This window comes from Paenibacillus sp. J2R1T-4 (assembly GCF_059692235.1).
Window position 1 is genome coordinate 69,433 of record NZ_JCAUBA010000017.1, and the last position, 18,619, is coordinate 88,051.

The 18,619-nt window shown below is 47.3% G+C and carries 17 protein-coding genes; 13 read left to right on the forward strand and 4 right to left on the reverse strand.

Going from position 1 to position 18,619, the window contains the following annotated elements; genetic code table 11:
• The first annotated feature begins 95 nt into the window (after positions 1-95).
• Positions 96-203, forward strand: a complete 108-nt coding sequence (locus tag AC58QD_RS24045; protein WP_497337632.1) for a PAS domain-containing protein — start codon at positions 96-98, stop codon at positions 201-203.
• 366 nt (positions 204-569) lie between these two features.
• A complete protein-coding gene (locus tag AC58QD_RS24050) occupies positions 570-1,304 on the forward strand; it encodes a TspO-related membrane protein (RefSeq protein ID WP_497337555.1) in 735 nt (244 codons plus the stop codon).
• Positions 1,305-1,308: 4 nt separating this feature from the next.
• Here AC58QD_RS24050 and AC58QD_RS24055 read toward each other — a convergent pair whose 3' ends face one another.
• Complete coding sequence (locus tag AC58QD_RS24055; RefSeq protein WP_497337556.1) at positions 1,309-2,349, reverse strand: Fe-Mn family superoxide dismutase; 1,041 nt, start codon at positions 2,347-2,349, stop codon at positions 1,309-1,311.
• 216 nt (positions 2,350-2,565) lie between these two features.
• On the opposite strand from AC58QD_RS24055, the gene AC58QD_RS24060 reads away from it, so the two are divergent.
• The gene (locus AC58QD_RS24060; RefSeq protein ID WP_497337557.1) at positions 2,566-3,309 is read left to right on the forward strand and encodes an IclR family transcriptional regulator; all 744 of its coding nucleotides are present in this window, start codon (positions 2,566-2,568) and stop codon (positions 3,307-3,309) included.
• A gap of 178 nt (positions 3,310-3,487) precedes the next feature.
• Entirely contained in the window at positions 3,488-4,474 is a 987-nt protein-coding gene (locus AC58QD_RS24065; protein ID WP_497337558.1) for a hypothetical protein, read from the forward strand.
• An 87-nt stretch (positions 4,475-4,561) separates the two neighbouring features.
• Here AC58QD_RS24065 and AC58QD_RS24070 read toward each other — a convergent pair whose 3' ends face one another.
• Complete coding sequence (locus AC58QD_RS24070; RefSeq protein ID WP_497337559.1) at positions 4,562-5,542, reverse strand: alpha/beta hydrolase; 981 nt, start codon at positions 5,540-5,542, stop codon at positions 4,562-4,564.
• Between the two features lie 205 nt (positions 5,543-5,747).
• On the opposite strand from AC58QD_RS24070, the gene AC58QD_RS24075 reads away from it, so the two are divergent.
• Complete coding sequence (locus AC58QD_RS24075) at positions 5,748-6,332, forward strand: Uma2 family endonuclease (RefSeq protein WP_497337560.1); 585 nt, start codon at positions 5,748-5,750, stop codon at positions 6,330-6,332.
• A gap of 87 nt (positions 6,333-6,419) precedes the next feature.
• On the opposite strand, the gene acnA is transcribed toward AC58QD_RS24075, so the two are convergent.
• Positions 6,420-9,137, reverse strand: a complete 2,718-nt coding sequence (acnA, locus tag AC58QD_RS24080; protein ID WP_497337561.1) for an aconitate hydratase AcnA — start codon at positions 9,135-9,137, stop codon at positions 6,420-6,422.
• A gap of 233 nt (positions 9,138-9,370) precedes the next feature.
• Between acnA and AC58QD_RS24085 the strand changes: the two genes are divergently transcribed.
• The 8 genes from AC58QD_RS24085 to AC58QD_RS24120 all read left to right on the forward strand — a co-directional run bounded on the left by AC58QD_RS24085 (position 9,371) and on the right by AC58QD_RS24120 (position 17,460).
• A complete protein-coding gene (locus tag AC58QD_RS24085) occupies positions 9,371-10,408 on the forward strand; it encodes an amidase domain-containing protein (RefSeq protein ID WP_497337562.1) in 1,038 nt (345 codons plus the stop codon).
• Between the two features lie 116 nt (positions 10,409-10,524).
• Positions 10,525-11,652 carry a D-alanine--D-alanine ligase gene (locus AC58QD_RS24090; protein WP_497337563.1) on the forward strand — a complete coding sequence of 376 codons (1,128 nt, stop codon included), beginning with the start codon at positions 10,525-10,527 and terminating at the stop codon, positions 11,650-11,652.
• 33 nt (positions 11,653-11,685) lie between these two features.
• Positions 11,686-12,012 (forward strand): hypothetical protein, encoded by a 327-nt coding sequence (locus tag AC58QD_RS24095; protein WP_497337564.1) that lies wholly within the window; start codon positions 11,686-11,688, stop codon positions 12,010-12,012.
• A gap of 293 nt (positions 12,013-12,305) precedes the next feature.
• Entirely contained in the window at positions 12,306-13,616 is a 1,311-nt protein-coding gene (gene serS / locus AC58QD_RS24100) for a serine--tRNA ligase (RefSeq protein ID WP_497337565.1), read from the forward strand.
• A gap of 75 nt (positions 13,617-13,691) precedes the next feature.
• Positions 13,692-14,657 (forward strand): UV DNA damage repair endonuclease UvsE, encoded by a 966-nt coding sequence (gene uvsE, locus AC58QD_RS24105; protein ID WP_497337566.1) that lies wholly within the window; start codon positions 13,692-13,694, stop codon positions 14,655-14,657.
• Between the two features lie 118 nt (positions 14,658-14,775).
• Positions 14,776-15,549 carry an enoyl-ACP reductase FabI gene (gene fabI / locus AC58QD_RS24110; protein ID WP_497337567.1) on the forward strand — a complete coding sequence of 258 codons (774 nt, stop codon included), beginning with the start codon at positions 14,776-14,778 and terminating at the stop codon, positions 15,547-15,549.
• Positions 15,550-15,664: 115 nt separating this feature from the next.
• Positions 15,665-16,480, forward strand: a complete 816-nt coding sequence (locus AC58QD_RS24115; protein ID WP_497337633.1) for a sulfite exporter TauE/SafE family protein — start codon at positions 15,665-15,667, stop codon at positions 16,478-16,480.
• Between the two features lie 113 nt (positions 16,481-16,593).
• Positions 16,594-17,460, forward strand: coding sequence for an inositol monophosphatase family protein (locus AC58QD_RS24120; protein ID WP_497337568.1), 867 nt, complete (start codon positions 16,594-16,596; stop codon positions 17,458-17,460).
• A 63-nt stretch (positions 17,461-17,523) separates the two neighbouring features.
• Here the strand turns inward: AC58QD_RS24120 and AC58QD_RS24125 are convergent, their stop codons facing one another.
• Positions 17,524-18,618, reverse strand: a complete 1,095-nt coding sequence (locus AC58QD_RS24125) for a Ger(x)C family spore germination protein (RefSeq protein ID WP_497337569.1) — start codon at positions 18,616-18,618, stop codon at positions 17,524-17,526.
• Position 18,619 lies beyond the last annotated feature (1 nt).

Below are 18,619 nucleotides of genomic sequence, written 5' to 3' on the forward strand. Positions count from 1 at the left end.
TTATGAGTATCTCTGGATTTTTAATAGATATAACGTCACAAACAACAACAAATGTGAGAATGAGGCTGCTGTCCAAAGGGTTGTGAGAATCATTTATCGAAAATAACAGGGATCCCATCCTTTTATTAGACCTGGATGCAAACATTGTATTGGCAAATGGTTCCTTCTCCCATTTATTGGGATGGTGTTGTAACTCAAATTAGAAGTCGTCTGGAATCGTTGAGAGGAACTATTGGATCTAACGATTCCGTGGGTCATATAACGGAACAATTAATTCTTATAGAAAGTCTTGTTAATCGTCTCTCCATACCGAACGAATAACAGTGTTAGAACAAAAAGTGGCTGCCAGCGTGATCGGCAGCCATTTTCTTATCCGAACCACCTCTGAGCAAGGGCGGGATCGACTTCAAAGACATCTGGTTTCAGAAAACTTGAAGAAATGAGGGGGCAGATGGTTCCGATATATTTTGGGACTAGTTTATTGCAGGCTGTGCATATAGTGAATAAAGTGGGTAAGGAACAGGAGTCAGGTACTCTTAAATGTCCCACGTAGAAGGAGGCTAGCAGCTATGACCTATCGATGGCTGAATGTAATTGCCTTAGGTGTGGTACTAATACTCAACTGGTTGGCTAATGCGATCCCGTTAGGAGGACGATCAACTGGCGAGATATCCGCTATGTTTCCGGTACTCATTACACCAACGACTTATGCTTTTGCTATTTGGGGTGTGATTTACGCGTCTCTAGCGGGTTTCGTAGTATATCAGCTTTTTCCTTCTGGTCAGAAACAACCAGAGGTTCAAGCTGTGGGACCTTGGTTTGTGATTAGTTGTCTTTTTAACTGTGCTTGGGTTGTGCTGTGGCATTATTTGTACATAGATTCAACCGTATTTATTATGTTCGGATTGCTCATTACGTTAACTGTGGTATACCTGAAAACTCGCTCAAACACACGTTCAACAGCGGTACAATGGCTTGTGCAATTGCCTTTCAGCTTATATCTGGGATGGATTTCAGTTGCAACGATCGTGAATATAAGTGTGGTCTTGTACGCTAATGACTGGAGTGGGTGGGGCTTAACGAACGAAGCTTGGACCATTATCATGCTTGTCGTAGCAGCCGGATTAGCAGTCTGGATGGGAAGCAGGTATGTGGATCCCGTTTATATAGCCGTGTTTGTATGGGCGTTTGTTGCAATCGGAGCCTCTGTGCGAGCAACAGCCAACATCCAGATCGGGGCTTGGGTATTGGCTGCTGCGCTCTTTATTTATGCACTCACCTTGCTCCGCAAGCTGGTGCGTTGAAAGACTAATAAGGCTGCCATTTCAATTGGCTCGCTGCACCGAACCGTTCAGCCACATAGGGCCAATTCACTACATTCCACCAGGCCTTGACGTAATCAGGCCGTTTGTTCTGATATTTTAAGTAATAGGCATGCTCCCACACATCAAGCGACAGCAAAGGAATAACATCCCATTGGGACAAGTTTTGATGTTTCTCAGCCTGCAGAATTTCCAACCGTCCGCTTCTTGGAGACCAAACGAGTATTGCCCATCCCCCGCCCTCCACTTTTTCTGCCGCCGCGCTGAATTGCTGCTTGAATGCTTCAAAGCTGCCAAAGTCACGTTCAATCTGCCTGGCCAGGTCACCTTTGGGTTGGCCCCCGCCCTTAGGACTCATCGCATTCCAGAATATCGTATGCAAGTAATGTCCAGCCCCGTTGAAGGCTAATTCCCTTTCCCAATGTTTAACCAAGTCATAATTGCCGGTTTGACGGGCTTCCGCCATCTTTTTTTCTGCCGTATTCAGACCATCTACATAAGATTTATGGTGAATGTCATGGTGAATGCGCATGGTTTTCTCATCGATATGGGGCTCGAGCGCATTGTAGTTATAAGGCAAGGGCGGAAGGGTGTGGCCTCCGATCGGGACTTCACGATAGGGAACTGTGGAAGCGGACCAATTTCCCTCTCCGGTTGCTGGAGGACTTGCTTCGGGTGAGGGACGCTCAAAATTCCTATTTCTGCTTTCATTTCCCAATATGGCATGCAGCGTCTGGAGCATTTGTCTGGATTGTGCGGAGGACACTTGCAGTAATTCGTACACAGATTGGCGAACGGCCAGGCTTGAGTCCGGTGTTGATCTCCATATGGCATCCATCCATTGCTCCGCTGCTGCTTCTGTTTGGCCTAAGACGGCTTCCCATTGCTCCAGCTGTTCTCTATACTCAGGCTGCAGATAAGTCATTTGCTTGCGAATGCTCATCGTTTGCTCTCGTTCTTGTCGTTTCCACGAGCGAATTTCTTCCAGAACTCTCATTGGCATGAAGGTTTCATACATATCCGGCATACTGAGGTTGGCCTCCCTCTACATAATCTTCTGACAATGTATTCTTGGCGGAGGTTGGACTATTCTTAGCGGTGATCGATTATTTATAATATTTGGTTACAATAATGGTATGAGAAATATTCCAAAAGGTAGGAAAAACGTGCATTTGTAAGGAGAGTGGGGTATAATTTAATAAAACTCTGTTTCATTATATGAAACCTATCTGGCGGTGTCTTCATGGAAGATCAGAAACTGACAGTTCGTGCAGTAGAACGTGCTCTGGATGTCATCCTATGCTTTACTGACTCCACAGAGCTAAGCCTAACGGAAATAGCAGGTAAAATCTCTCTTCATAAAAGTACGGTTCATCGGCTGCTCGCATCCTTGGAGGGAAGGGGCTTCGTCATTCGCAATGCAGAGACGGAGAAATACAGACTCGGCTTCCGAATTTGGGAGCTGGCAGCGAATATGGAACATGGTGATGATCCGGCGACGATTCTGCTGCCAGAGATGGAACGATTGCGCGATCAGCTTGGCGAGACGATCAGCTTATATATGCGCGATGGGAACGAGCGGATTCGCATTCAGGCGGTGCAGAGCAATCAAGCGATTCGCCGCGTTGCACCGATTGGCGCTAGGCTGCCGCTAAGCGTGGGAGCATCGAGCAAGGTGCTCATTGCCTTTGCGCAGCCCGAGGAGCAACGGGAGCTGCTCGATGCGCTGAGCTGGGCAGACGCGAAAGAGCGCGCAGTGTTCGAGCGGCAGCTCGGCGAGATTCGCCGGCTCGGTTACGCCACGAGCGTCGAGGAGCGCGAGCCAGGGGCAGCTGCGGTAGCCGCGCCGATCTTTAACCGCTCGCATAAGCTCGCTGACGCGCTCGCCGTGTCGGGGCCGGCGAACCGACTGACGCTCGAGCGGATGAAGGAGCACGCTCCGCTTATTATTGAGGCAGCGAACCGGATGGGCAAGATGGTGCGTTGAATAACGCTTCAGCGGTAGAGGTTATATCAGTTCATTATAGCAGGAGCCTCCACTTGGAGGCTCCTGCTTTGTTCATGCAGCGGACTGAAGCTAAAGGAATTATTAGGGCGCCCTCTCCACGCACCATTCCTGGCTTGACCCACATAAGCTACAGTATGATGAGTGAGGGGGGGAGGGCTTGGATAGCCAAGGAACAGCATACCAGCAGCCAGTAGCAAAACGAATCATTTTTGCGCTGCTTGCTTATCAGGAAGAGCATGTATTGGCCGCGCAATTAGATAATATCCGTCATTATAATCCGAATGCCGAAATCGTGTTATACAACGGCGGGACGAATCCTGAGTTTGCTACTAGTTTGAACGTGTGTAAATACCCCAACAGCCATCCTATTGTATACGGGAATTTGACACCCTATCTGTGGGAAGTGATGAGGTGGCTGGAAGATACGCAGACCGAATATGATTATTTGATCAATCTGGATCATGATGTGTTATTTGTCAAACATGGCTTTGAAGCATTTCTCGATGAAACGATGGCAGATGCCGACTGTATGGGCTGGGGACTCAATACGGCTGCAGACAATCCGAATTCGCTTCCGATTCAATATATGACCGAGAAATGGCCGTTGTGGCAGCCACTATTTCGTACGGATACTTACTTTCGGTATTTCAACCCGGGACAGGTATACAAGCACGAAATCGTCCGCCGAATGCTTAGCCATGTTAATCCAGATACGGCGGCTCAAATGATCCACTCAGACCCGCCATTCACGCTGGAAGAAACGTTTTTCGTCACATTGGCGATGGCGTGCGGGGGCAGGGTCAGGGAATATCCAGATGGTCATATGTACAATAACAGCGTGCGTTGGGGGAGTGATATCACGATCCCGGAAGCCGAACAAACCAGACAGCATCCATCCTTTTACTGGATTCATCCGATCAAAGGTCAAGCACTGGTAGACATGAAGGGATGGCTTCAACCTGCCAAGCAACCAGCCAAACGTGCACGTAAATTACGTAAACGAATCCACCGCAAACTCGGCAAGAAGATCTCTGCGAAGCGTGCAAAAAGTATGAACAGACGCGAGCGTACTAGACGACGGCTTAAAAGAGCCAGGATAGCCAGGAAGCGAACTGCACATCGCAAACGTCATAATAGTCGCTGAAGAGGAGAGTTAGTTGATGGAAGAGCGTCATACCGCATCCAAATGCGATTGACGCTCTTAGGAGTGTGCTAACAGGTTTATTGCAAATCAAGGAATATCAGTCCTGGCAAGATCGAAGAACGATAAAGCCCGCTTCAAATATTCCTTCTTGTTAGCTTTATAAATCAGCTCATGCCTACCTTCCGGGAGAAGCCAGAGCTTCGCCAATTGTGTAGAGGCTTGATTGTCATAAATAGACTTTACGATTCCGAAAGGAGCTTTCGCATCCTTCATGCTATGGATGAACAAGATCGGCATGGAATATGTGGTTTGTTTGATCGTTTGATACGGGATCTGATTAAGGCTGGTACCGTTCAGCAGAGGGAAGAACAATCGAATGAGAGGCAAGGAGAGCCTTGGCAAATCGAGATGTTGTCTGACGTTCAGAAACATCGTCTCGGGTTCGAGCAAAAAAGTGCTATCCAAAACCATGCCCGCGATATCCTGAGTGTGCAGTGCTGTTTGCAGAGCGGTTCCGGCTCCCATGGAGAAGCCCCATATATATGTGTGTGCGCTGCCGCGCTGCTTGACATAATCAATAGCACCCTGCAGCTCCAACGATTCCCTGATGCCTCCTGTAGGTAATATATCGGGAATGACGTAGGAATAATCGAACAGGAGCACGTTATATTGATGCTTGTGCAGTTCTTTGGCGAGACTGTAAAAAGGGACCCACAGCTCCTCGCGATTCCCGCCATAGCCGTGAGAGAATATAACGGTTTTGTCAGAGTTGAGGGAAGGAATATACCATCCTTCTAACATGCTGCCGCCGCTGCTGCTAGTGAAATGGACTTCTTCATAACCTAGACCAACTGCCTTCATGGGGTTGGAGCTGAGAGGGGCGATATACGGTCTTGCGAGCGACCAGGCGATGTAGCCGTGAAAAGTCAGGACGGCTCCTACTGCCAGTAAGATAATAAAAGCAACAATGGGTAATACGTAATTCTTTTTATGCTTAGTGGAAATGTAAGCGTTTTCTAATATGGTTGTAGAATTAGCTTGACTTGCAGATAACACAGTAGTTTCCATACAGTCCCTCCTCTAGGTGCAGAAAATGTCGAATCAAGGGAATAAGATAGTTTAATCATATTTGGTAACTAGTGGTTCGGTCAATACTTTATTAATTGGAATTCTATAGGGACAGTTTACACATGTGCCGACTCGTTTTCTATAAAATCCAAAGCATGAAATGCTTATGATATAATACCATCATCTACGTAACTAGGAGGTAGCCATGACGGAGCAGAATAATAGAAAGAAAACACCAGCCATCAAGGAACAACCCGGATTTTACGACATTTCTGATCGCTATGAAATCATTGATGGAGTACGCTATGACTTTCTTTCATCTCCGAGCATCTCGCATCAGGCTTTGCTAGGACAGCTATATATGAGTCTTAATAGTTCTTGCCAACCTGACGGAGTTATTCTGCTGGCTCCCTTGGATGTGCATCTTAGTGAAGACAATATTGTTCAGCCAGATCTGATTTTTATTGCAAATGACAACCTCTCCATTATTGTGAATGAGAAGATTATTGGTACGCCTAATCTGCTCGTTGAAATATTGTCGCCAAGTACAGGTTCACGCGATAAGGTGCGTAAAAAAGAACTGTATGCTCGGTTCAGAGTCAGCGAGTATTGGATCATTGATCCGGTGCATTCCATCGTAGATCAATTCTTACTGGCTAATGAGGAGTATACATTGGCAGCTTCTTATGATGAGACGGATACGTTAACCTCCAAGAAATATCCATGTATGTCGGTTAAGCTGGGCGAGCTGTTCGGTGCCATTGCAAGGTTCAAAAGTGCCGAGAATTAGGATGAGGCGAGTTAGACCAGGAAACTTTCCAATAACGAACAAAAGAGCGGTGACACCAAGGTGTCCCGCTCTTTCTATGTCAAGTTCTTATTTACCTTCAGCAATAATCTGGCGAAGCACCGTTTGCAGGATACCGCCGTTGCGATAGTAGTCAACGTCAACCATGCTGTCCAGACGCACGATGGCGTCGAACTCGAAGGAAGAACCGTCTTCACGAGTTGCTGCCACGCGTACCGTTTGACCAGGTTGAACGCCATTGTCAAGACCGGAAATGTCGAATGTCTCGGTACCTGTGATACCAAGCGTTTTCCAACCAAGACCTTCTGGGAATTGAAGCGGTAGAACGCCCATTCCAACGAGGTTACTGCGGTGAATACGCTCGAAGCTCTCAGCGATAACTGCTTTTACGCCAAGCAGGAAAGTACCCTTGGCTGCCCAGTCACGGGAAGACCCTGTACCGTACTCTTTACCCGCGATTACAACAAGGGAAGTTTCGGTCGCTTGGTATTTCATCGATGCATCGTAGATGGACATTACTTCACCGTTAGGCAAGTAAGTAGTTACGCCGCCTTCGGTGCCTGGAGCAACCTGGTTACGAATACGGATGTTCGCGAATGTACCGCGCATCATGACTTCGTGGTTACCACGACGGGAGCCGTAGGAGTTGAAGTCTTCTTTCTTCACGCCATGCTCGAGCAAGTAACTTCCGCCTGGGCTGTCAGTCTTGATGTTACCAGCAGGGGAGATATGGTCCGTCGTGACGGAGTCGCTAAGCAACGCAAGTGCTTTGGCGCCATGTACTTCTTGAATATCATCAAGCTCTTGACTAAGGCCTTGGAAGAACGGAGGCTCTTGAATATAAGTGGAGTTCGTATCCCACTCGTACAGCTCGCCTTTTGGCACAGGAATCTGGTTCCAACGCTCATTTTGCGTGAACACATTCTCGTACTTCGCACGGAACATGTCTGGGCTAAGAGCCGAAGCAACAGCTGATTTGATCTCATCGTTAGTCGGCCAGATGTCTTTCAAGTATACAGGCTGGTTGTCTCTGTCATGGCCGATTGGATCATTGACCAAGTCAATATTCACGTTACCTGCCAAGGCATAAGCAACAACAAGCGGAGGGGAAGCCAGGTAGTTAGCCTTCACTTGTGCGTGTACACGGCCTTCAAAGTTACGGTTACCAGATAATACGGCTGCTACAGTAAGATCATTGTCCGCGATGGATTGGCTCACTTCATCCGGCAACGGTCCGCTGTTACCGATACAAGTAGCACAGCCGTAACCCGCAATGTGGAATCCAAGTGCTTCCAATGGCTCGATCAAGCCTGCCTTTTGCAAGTACTCGTTAACTACCAGAGATCCTGGAGTCAAGCTGGTCTTTACATAGCCTGGAACGGTCAAACCGCGTTCAACGGCTTTTTTAGCTACAAGCCCAGCACCAAGCATAACACTAGGGTTAGAGGTGTTCGTACAGCTCGTGATCGCAGCAATAACGACAGCACCTGTGCTAAGTGTGGAATTCTTACCGTTCGGGTGGGAGACGGGAACCGTTTGGGCGATTTTCTCATCAGATAATCCGTATCCGCCTTTTTCAATCGGTGTGCGGATGATTTCGTTGAAAGCGTCTTTCATATTCGTCAATTCCACACGGTCTTGAGGACGCTTCGGACCAGCCAAGCTTGGTACGATTGTGGAAAGGTCAAGTTCGATGGAATCCGTGAATACTGGATCTGGCGTTTCGTCTGTGCGGAACATGCCTTGAGCTTTGTAATACGCTTCAACAAGCATGATTTGCTCTTCAGGGCGACCCGTGCTGCGCAGATAGTTCAAGGCTTCGCTGTCAACCGGGAAGAAGCCGATTGTTGCTCCGTACTCAGGCGCCATGTTAGCCACTGTAGCACGGTCAGCCAAGCTGATATTGCTGAGTCCAGGACCATAGAACTCAACGAATTTACCTACAACACCCTTCTTACGAAGAATTTGGGTAACGGTAAGTGCAAGGTCAGTTGCAGTAGCCCCTTCGGACAAGCTGCCAGTCAATTTGAAACCAATAACTTCAGGTGTAACGAAATATAGAGGTTGGCCAAGCATCCCAGCTTCTGCCTCAATACCTCCGACACCCCAACCAACAACGCCAAGGCCGTTGATCATAGTAGTGTGTGAATCTGTACCTACCAGGGAATCCGGATATACTACAGTTTCGCCGTCTACAGTCTTCGTTGCAGCTACGGAAGCAAGGTACTCCAAGTTAACTTGGTGAACAATCCCTGTAGCAGGTGGAACAGCGCGGAAGTTATCGAACGCAGTTTGAGCCCAACGCAAGAAGCGGTAGCGCTCACCGTTACGCTCGAATTCAATGTTCTCATTGTATTCCAAAGCTTGTTTGGAACCGAAAGCATCGACCATAACAGAGTGGTCAATTACAAGGTCAACCGGTACAAGCGGGTTAATACGCTTAGGATCTCCGCCAGCGCGTTTCATGGTGTCACGCATAGCAGCAAGGTCTACTACAACAGGAACTCCTGTGAAATCTTGCAATACAATACGTGCTGGAATAAACGGAATTTCCTTGTTGCTGTCGCGGCCCTCAGCCCAGCCTGCGATTTGTTTCACATGTTCATTCGTAATAGCGCGTCCGTCAAATTGGCGAACAGCTGCTTCAAGTAACACCTTAATGGAGAACGGAAGTTTGTCAACTCCGTTGAAGCCTTTGCTCTCCAAGGCTTTCAAGCTGTAGTAGTTGAACGGTTTGCCGCCAACGGTAAGCTGGGTCCTTACGGAGAAATGGTCTTTTTTGGACATGTTTGTGCCTCCCTATGGATTGTCTTTGTATAAAAACGGAACCAGTTTCATTAGATGAAACGTGATTTCATAATTCCTTGTCTTAAGTATACCTTCTTCTAAGTATGCCGTAAAGTGTTAAATTACACATGTTTGCAACGTTCCTTTCATATAAATGGGATAATGTCTTTTTGCGTGAAACCATACCTACTTAAAGTGCATATACCTTTTCCAGTTGGGCAGGGGGGTTCCAAATGATTGAAAAATGGAAAAAAACCGTCTACGAATACATGCACCATCGCAACCAATTGGAAGTCGGTTATCAGGTTGACCCGCTATTATCAACTGTCAGAGATGACCGATACTTGCGAAGACAGGAGATTCGCTTGCGGAGATTGCAGTCGGGGCATCGTGAAAGACGTGTAAAGCCTCTTCGCAATGAAACAGGACTAGTTATTCAACAAATCGCTGAGCATGAGCACGGACGTCAAATTGCTGTAGATATCGAGATGCGTCGCTCCTTTGACTATGAGCTGTACGGTATGAAGCACACCGAAGAGCGTAAGGAACGAGAACGGCTTACAATATCCCGTGAAGACGGCCGCTGGTTTGTTACAGCTGTGGAGCCTGAAGTGGCAGAACGATTTTCCCGGTTGTCACCACCTTCCGAAGCACTTGCTAGAGCAGAAGAGGATGAAATCCAGCACCGAACTTACCATAACCGATCGGTTCCTTATTTAAACACTCGCTTAATTAGCGGTAATGGCTTCGATGGTGCTTATCGCCCAGTTTTATACAATCGTATGAAAGCGCAAGAATACGCGAATACATGGTGGAACAGTGACAATCCTGCTTATGTTGCTTTTGAAGTGGATTGCACAAGCTTTGTTTCACAGTGCCTCTTTGCAGGCGGAGCGCCTATGAACTATACTGGGAAGAGGGAAACAGGCTGGTGGTATCAAGGGATGTCACAGAAGCGCGAGCTGTGGAGCTTCAGTTGGGCTGTTGCGCATAGCTTATGTATGCATTTGTCGACAAGCCGAACAGGACTTAGGGCAGAGATCAAAGATCATGCAGCTCAATTAACAATCGGTGATGTCATTTGTTACGATTGGGACGGCAACGGGCATTTCCAGCATAATACGTTCGTTACTGCGATCGATGCTGCCGGCATGCCTCTCGTGAATGCACACACGGTTAACAGTAAGCATCGCTATTGGGATTACAAGGATTCCTATGCCTGGACTCCGAATACCAGATACAGGTTTCTCCATATTCTTGATCAATTCTGATCACAATGGGCATGCGTTACTACAGCCCTGCAGCTATTCAATAATACCTGCGAATAGTTGTTTGTTTAACTAGCATGAGGCATCGGCTGGACTACTATTCATGGGCGGAGGTAACTATGAACAAACGAATTCGCGTCGGTCTGATCTACGGTGGAAAGTCCGGCGAACATGATGTATCTTTATCAACAGCAATGGCGGTTATTCAAGCATTTGATCATTCGAAATATGAAATTCAGCCTTTCTATATTACCAAGGAGGGGTCGTGGCGATCTGGCCCAGCGCTTCAAGCTCCAGTAGAGCGCAAGGAGCTGCTGCAATTCGAACCCGAACAAGAAGGCCGCGCAGTGAATGGGGAATCTGGTGCGCTTCAACCTATATTCGGCTCCCAAGCCGTTCATGCAACGGGCGGGACCCCGGACACGCAAAGTCTTGATGTAGTATTCCCATTATTGCACGGCACGTTCGGTGAAGACGGCACTATTCAGGGAATGCTTGAAATTGCCAATATTCCTTATGTTGGAGCAGGAGTCCTAGCATCAGCAATAGGGATGGATAAAGTAATGATGAAGAAAATTTTTGCTCAGGAAGGCCTTCCGCAATGTGTTTTTCGCAGCTTCACCAGGGCACAATGGGAGAAGGATCAGGCGTTTTTCCTGATGGAGATCGAGATTTCAATCGGTTATCCTTGCTTCGTCAAACCTGCTAACTTAGGATCCAGTGTAGGAATATCCAAGGCCAGAAGTCGTGAAGAATTAATTGAAGCGTTGTCTGTTGCTTTCCAATATGATCGCAAGGCGATTGTGGAAGAGTTCATCGAGGGAAGAGAAATCGAAGTGGCCGTTCTGGGTAACGATGAACCTATAGCATCAGTTCCAGGGGAAATTGTCTCCTCTAATGAATTTTACGATTATAAAGCAAAATATATCGATGGCAAATCGGGAATGATCATACCTGCGGAGCTTCCTTACGAGTTAGCCCAACAAATTCGCGAAATGGCAACTCGAGCTTTTCAGGCCATTGATGGCACTGGCTTGTCCCGGGTAGACTTCTTCCTGAGAAAATCAGATGATGCTGTATTGATTAATGAAATCAACACAATGCCAGGCTTCACCCCGTTCAGTATGTATCCGCTCCTCTGGAAAGAGACGGGCAAACCTTACAGAGAATTACTTGACGATCTGATACAGCTTGCTTTGCAGAGGCATACAGCCAAACAACAAATTCGGTACTCATTCGATACTTAAATCATTCTTCCAAATGTATTAGGAGGTGCAGTCATGGGTTTTCAAACCGAGTTCAATTCTGTGTGCAAATTCAAATCAGAGCAAGAGTTATATGAATTATTGGAATACGGTCGGGGCAAAATGATAAAAAGCGGCTTCCGTGTATTCCCAACGGGCCAGAAAGTCATTGCCTACACGCCTGCGAACAAAGCAATAGCCATTGTCAAGATTGTCGCATCGATCGCAGAGATTAATTTCCAAAGTGAAGAAGTGACGCAGGTTGAGATGGTGTTGGTCCGCAGACTGACCGATGAAGAAGCTCGGATTCAGACGGATCTGGCGCATGAAATGTTTTTTGCTGAGCAAGAGCAAGGGAACTGATTCAATTATTCCTTGCTACATAGCCATCTTATGACGTATAATTCATCCTAATAATCATACAGCTCAAATCGCCTATGATGAGAATCCAACTCGGAGGCGTTTGCGAACAGGGTGTCCATGCCACGGAACATACCCTCTAAGTAAGCCGGACCCGCCCCGTTACTGCGGAACCAAGCGGACCAGACTCTCCGGAGTCGGTCAAATTGGGTGGCACCGCGAGCGCAAAGCGCCCCTCGTCCCAACAGGATGAGGGCGCTTTTTGTGTTATTACGATGACGAGAGGGGCAGTAACCATGTTAGACATCAAGTGGATTAGACAGCATGCAGAGAAGGTACAATGGACAGCAGACCAGAAGAAGATCACAATCTCAGTCGAGGAATTGCTTAAGCTAGACGAGGAGCGGCGCAGGCTTGTCAACGAAACGGAAGGCTTGCGCGAGCAGCGCAACCAGAAGTCGAAACAGATTGCAACGCTTTACAACCTGCACAACGTGCGGACAAATAATAGTGTTGAAGCAAATGAAGACAGCGATAAGGAACAAATACAACAAGCGGTGAAAGTCATAAACAGTCAAATTGCTGAGCTTGAGGTACAATTAGAGGAGGTCAACACGAAGTACAGACAGCTCATGCTGCTTGTTCCGAATATCGTGTCGCTCGATACGCCAGTTGGCGCTAGCGATATGGACAATGTGGAGCTTCGAAAGGTTGGCAGCTTGCCTGAATTTGCATTCGAGCCTGTGGACCACGTTACACTTGGAGAGCAGCTTGGAATCATTGATATCCCCAGAGGAGTAAAAGCAGCGGGGAGCCGCAGCTATTACCTCAGGGGTGCAGGGGCTATGCTGCATCGTGCTGTTCAGCAGATGGCGGCGGATCTGCTCGTGAACCGAGGCTTTAGCTTGATGGAGGTTCCCCTTATGGTTCGCGAGGAAGCGATGGCGAGTACAGCGTTTTTTCCATTGGGAAAGGACCAGACTTACGGTCTTCAGGATGAGGACAAGTGGCTGGTCGGAACCGCTGAGGTTCCTCTTGTAGCTTACTACAGCGGAGAGACGGTTGAATTGAATGCCCCGATCCGTATCGCCTCAGCATCATCATGCTTTCGCAGTGAAATAGGTTCGGCTGGCAGAGATGTCCGGGGCTTGTACCGGGTTCATCAATTTGCCAAAGTAGAGCAGGTTGTATTGTGTGAAGCCGATGATGAGCTGGCCGAACACTTGCTGCAGGAAATAACTCGCAACGCGGAGCAGATCCTGACTATGCTGGAGCTGCCTTATCGAGTAGTTGCCGTGTGTACGGGAGATATGTCGCAGAAAACATTCAAGCAATACGATATTGAAACGTGGATGCCTAGCAGAGGCAGCTATGGGGAAACACATTCATCGTCGAATTTGCTTGATTTTCAAGCGAGACGGTCTAATATCCGTTACAGGGATGCTGAGGGTAATCTGAAGTTTGCTTACACGCTCAATAACACGGCGGTTGCTTCACCTAGGATATTGATTCCTCTGCTGGAAAATCATCAACAGGAAGACGGTTCTGTGCGCATTCCAGCAGCACTTCAGCCTTATATGAACGGAATGACAACAATTTCACCCTAACAACAATCGTAAGCATCATTTTGCTGCCTAAGGGAGAAAATAAACGAATCTGATAAAGGCAACGGAGGGAAAAGCGTGATTGTAAGATTTGGTTATGTGGCGATGTCTATGATGGTGCAGAATGCATCCCCTTCTAAGACAATGACAGCAACATCTTTTCTGAAGCTTGCCGATCGCGAAGCAGCAGTACGGAAGCTCGAGCGTATTGCCGAGGAGAACTTGGCCAATACGCTCCGCTTGCTTCGTCATAATCGAGCTTATGAAGTTCATCTGTATCGGTTCTCGTCCAAGTTAATCCCGTTAATTAGCCATGAGCTGCTGGAAGGTTGGAATCCTTTCCCTTTACTGGAGCCTGGTTTTCGCGAAATCGGTGACTATGTGAAGGAGCACGGTATGCGCGTCAGCTTCCACCCGGATCATTTCACTGTCCTTAGTACACCTAGGGAGGATGTTCTGCGAAATTCCTATGAAGATCTGGAGCGGCATGTACAGATGCTTGACCTTATGGGGTTGGATGACAAAGCGAAATGTAATATTCACATTGGCGGCGCCTATGGGAACAAAGAGGCAGCGATACCTAGATTTATTGCTAATTTTAACAAAATGGATGCTCACATCAAGGCACATATTACGCTCGAGAACGATGACAAGACATTTACAACTATCGAAACCTTAGAGGTATGCGAACAGCTAGGCGTCCCCATGGTGCTTGATATTCATCATCATCAAGTAAATACAGGTGATGGCGAACTGGATCTACAGCTCTGGGAGCGAATTGCCCGTACTTGGGAGGGACAGCATCTGGCGCCCAAAATCCATGTGTCCAGCCCTAAGAGCGAAAAGGATCAACGAGGACATGCTGACTATGTGGAGGAAGTGCCCCTGCTCAGGTTCCTAAGGATGATACGCGAGGTTACGCCTGAACTTGATGTAATGATCGAAGCCAAGATGAAGGATGCTTCTTTATTCCGCTTAGTGGATAAGCTGAAGAGGCAGGACGATGTGCAGCTTATGGATCAAACAACGATAGAACTGAAGTGAAAACACGAATCCCTCTTGAAATATTGAAAAAAATGGGGTACGGTTTAAGAGGACTTTATTTGTAGGACAAGAGGTAAAATTCGTAGATTTCATGTGGTGGAGAGGGGAAACGAACAGGATGAGTCAATTGTTGACAGGTAAAAATATATTGATAATGGGCGTAGCCAACGATCGGAGTATTGCATGGGCGATCGCCCAATCGTTAGCCGCTCATGGAGCAAGATTGGCTTTTACTTATGAGAATGAACGTGTTGAAGAACGGGTTCGCAAATTAGCAGATACGCTGCCGAATTCACCGCTGGTGCTTCCATGTAACGTAACGGCGGACGCCGAGATCGATACTTTGGCCAGTGAACTGAAAGGACATTTCGGTGTGCTTCATGGCTTTGTACATAGCATCGCTTTTGCAAAAGGGGAAGAGCTGGATGGCTTATATGTTGACACTTCACGTGACGGATTCGCCCTGGCGCATGATATCAGTGCATACTCGCTTGTAGCAGTAGCACAGCGTGTATATCCGCTCATGACAGAAGGCGGCAGCATCATGGCGATGACATACCTGGGTGCGGAACGCGCAATGAAGAATTACAATGTTATGGGCGTTGCTAAGGCTGCTCTCGAAGCGAGCATTCGCTATTTGGCTAATGACCTGGGCCAGTTCAACATTCGTGTTAACGGCATTTCTGCAGGTCCGATTCGCACATTGGCTGCCAAAGGGATCAAGGATTTCAATTCAATCCTGCGTCAAGTAGAAGAGAAAGCTCCGCTTCGCCGCACAACGGAGACCGCAGAGGTTGGCGATACTGCTATGTTCTTAATGAGCAACTTATCGCGAGGAATTACGGGTGAAGTGATTTACGTAGATAACGGATACCATATTGTAGGCGTGTAATATTCGCATAACGGATCTGAATTAGACTCATCTTCATCGTGCATCCGTCTGACTCTGTGTCGGGCGGATGCTTCTACTTTGTAATCCCAGTCGAGAGGGGCGGATCCAAGTGTCTGTGTTAGCATTCATCGTCCTTCTGTTGTTAGGTGCAGTGTCCGCAACATTCGGCAGCATCGTGGGATTAGGCGGCGGAATTATTATTGTACCTGTGCTAATCTACATCGGTCCATTGCTGCTTGATCAGGAGATTTCCACTACTCTAGCGGTAGGAACGTCCTTGACAGTGTTAATATTCACGGCTTTATCCTCGACACTGACTTATATGAAAGATCGCAAGGTTGATTTCAAAAGTGCCTGGATCTACTTCATCACTAGCGGGCCTGCAGCTATGTTAGGGGCTTCCATAACAGATTGGTTCGAACCCAAATCATTCCAGCTCGTCTTTGGAATATTCATGTTATTCATGGCAGGACTGCTTATGTTCAAGCATTTGCTTCAGCCCGCGAACATTACTTGGCCTATTCAGCGTAAGTTCACAGATGCTGCAGGAGTAACATCGGAGTACGGCTACAATATTCCAGCAGCACTTGTAGTAGGATTCGGTGTAGGGTTCATATCCGGATTGTTCGGGATTGGCGGCGGGTCGTTGTTCGTTCCGGCCATGGTGCTCTTATTCCGCTATCCGGCTCATGTAGCGACAGCGACATCGATGTTCGTTATCTTCCTATCATCGATACTCGGCAGCATGACCCATCTGTATCATGGAGATGTAGGCGGTTGGCTGGTGTTAGCACTTGCCCCTGGCGCTTGGCTGGGCGGTTGGTTTGGGGCACGAATTGTGAGACGGATCAGCGGTAACGGATTGTTGTGGCTGCTCAGAATAACATTGATTCTACTGGCTTTCAAGCTAATCTGGAGCGGGTTGTCCTAGTTCTAAAGCCTTTTGTCGCATAACACAACTTTTTTTGGGTGAAACGCTGAGGATTTTGCGGCGTAAATATTATATAGTTATAGTATCGTAATCATAGAAAGAGTGAATAGCCTGTGAGTAATGAAGAATTGGAAGTATATACAGTAGGCAGCAAGAGCTTTACCGCAGTTGCAATTAATACAGCAGCTAAAGCGGGGGAATGGATCAAGCTGAAGCTAGGCGCACACTCTAAGCTGGATGTGAAGAGCTCAGGGCAGGACTTAGTCACTGAGATAGACCGCGGCGCGGAGGCATTAATTCGCAACTTGATCAAAACTCATTTTCCATCACATGCCTTCCTGGGTGAAGAGGGAGTGAACGCCGGTTCCGAGGCTTCCATCCAAGCGCTTAAGGAATTAAGGGATGAGGAATATTTATGGATTGTCGACCCGATCGACGGAACGACGAACTTTGTTCATGGCTTTCCTTTCTTCTCGGTGTCGATAGCGCTTGCATATAAGGGTGAAGTGATCGTAGGGGTTATTTACGACCCATGGCATGATGAGTTGTTCGTGGCGGAGAAAGGCAAGGGAGCTTACCTGAAGGGCAAACGAATGAGTGTCTCGAAGGATGTCAAGCTGTCAGACAGCCTTATTGCAACAGGGTTCCCGGCAGGTACGAACAGTACGCTTCCGGTCAATATGAAAGGATTACAGGCGTTAGCACCAAAGGTCAGAAACGTACGAGTTGTTGGTTCTGCCGCCCTTCATCTTGCCTATGTAGCAGCGGGGAGATTAAGCGGGTTCTGGGAAATCGGGCTGAATAGCTGGGATATCGCCGCAGGTGCTCTGCTTGTTCGTGAAGCCGGAGGAGAAGTCACGGATACGCTTGGACGTCCATATACACTTCCAGTCCGCCATGTATTGGCAACAAACGGCCATATCCAGCGTGAGCTCCAATTAGAGCTCGCCTCTGCAGATGCGACAGGGTACGAACAGTAAGCACGATGGGTATAATACAGGCTCGAGCCACCGTTAAGACGGAGCTTCGAGCCTTTTTGCCGCTTACTCAATGATGCCTGTCCCCGTAATCTCTACATCCACATGCGGTTCGAATTGAACTTGGGCATAATCCTTTTCCCAATCCATCTGGTTCCATTCACTAGAATAAAAAGCTTGAATATGACGGGCTATTCCAAGGGCGTCGCACTTTGCATTTTGCAATTGTTTGAATACTTGACTCATCTGTTTGGTCAATTCCCTTTCATATAATGTTTCTATTTCTGTGATTCGTTCCGGATTTTCTAGTTTATCATCAGGAAACTCTATTAATTCCAATCGGATTTTGGTTCTAAGGGATGTATTCACTTTGCCATCCTTCAACGTTACCTTCATCTTAGACTTCACTTGAATCGCATTGGAGGTTGCGAATCCCCGAATACCTGGTATTTCATCGAGATGAACTCTGAATTGAGCTGTTTTGGCAAGGTCATTTTTCATAACTAATAGCAGCTCGGTGTCATCTTTTGTCATCTTCCCTTTATAAAATTCATTGTGAAAAAGAGCACTGCCGCTAACAACCACCCTGTTTTCCTTATCCAACGAAACGTAAGGCATAATGGTATCTCTGCCGTCGTCAAATATTGTTGTACAAATATCTTGCACATTCACGGAAGGGATGGAGGTCGAGTATTCCATGGAAGTGAAAAATTTATCTATAGCCAGCTTATTGGCGGAGCTGGAGAATGCTTGTAAAACTTGCTTGGATGAACCTTCCGCAATGGAGATTTTAGCGTTCAACGAGCTTTTGGGATCACGGTAAAGGACATCCAGATAAGGATAAATCCCTTTCCTCGCTGCCTCTTCGGATATCAGAACGACCCTATTCTTGGAGGAATCCACAGTGCCAGGCAAGCGTTGGTTAGCATGTAGCTTGATATCTCTTGGCGTATCGCCGTCTAAACTAATAATTTCAATTTGATTCTCACCTGAAACCAAGTAGAAGGAAGTATTGATTTTACCATTGTCGGCAAGATCGATGCCAAAAGCGAGTTGAATTACGGAGCCGCCCAAAAGGGATTGATCCCAGCATCCTGGGAGCAGCATGAGTATAGTAATCAGCGCAGCTCGTTTCAGTACATGACGAATAAAGGTGATCATA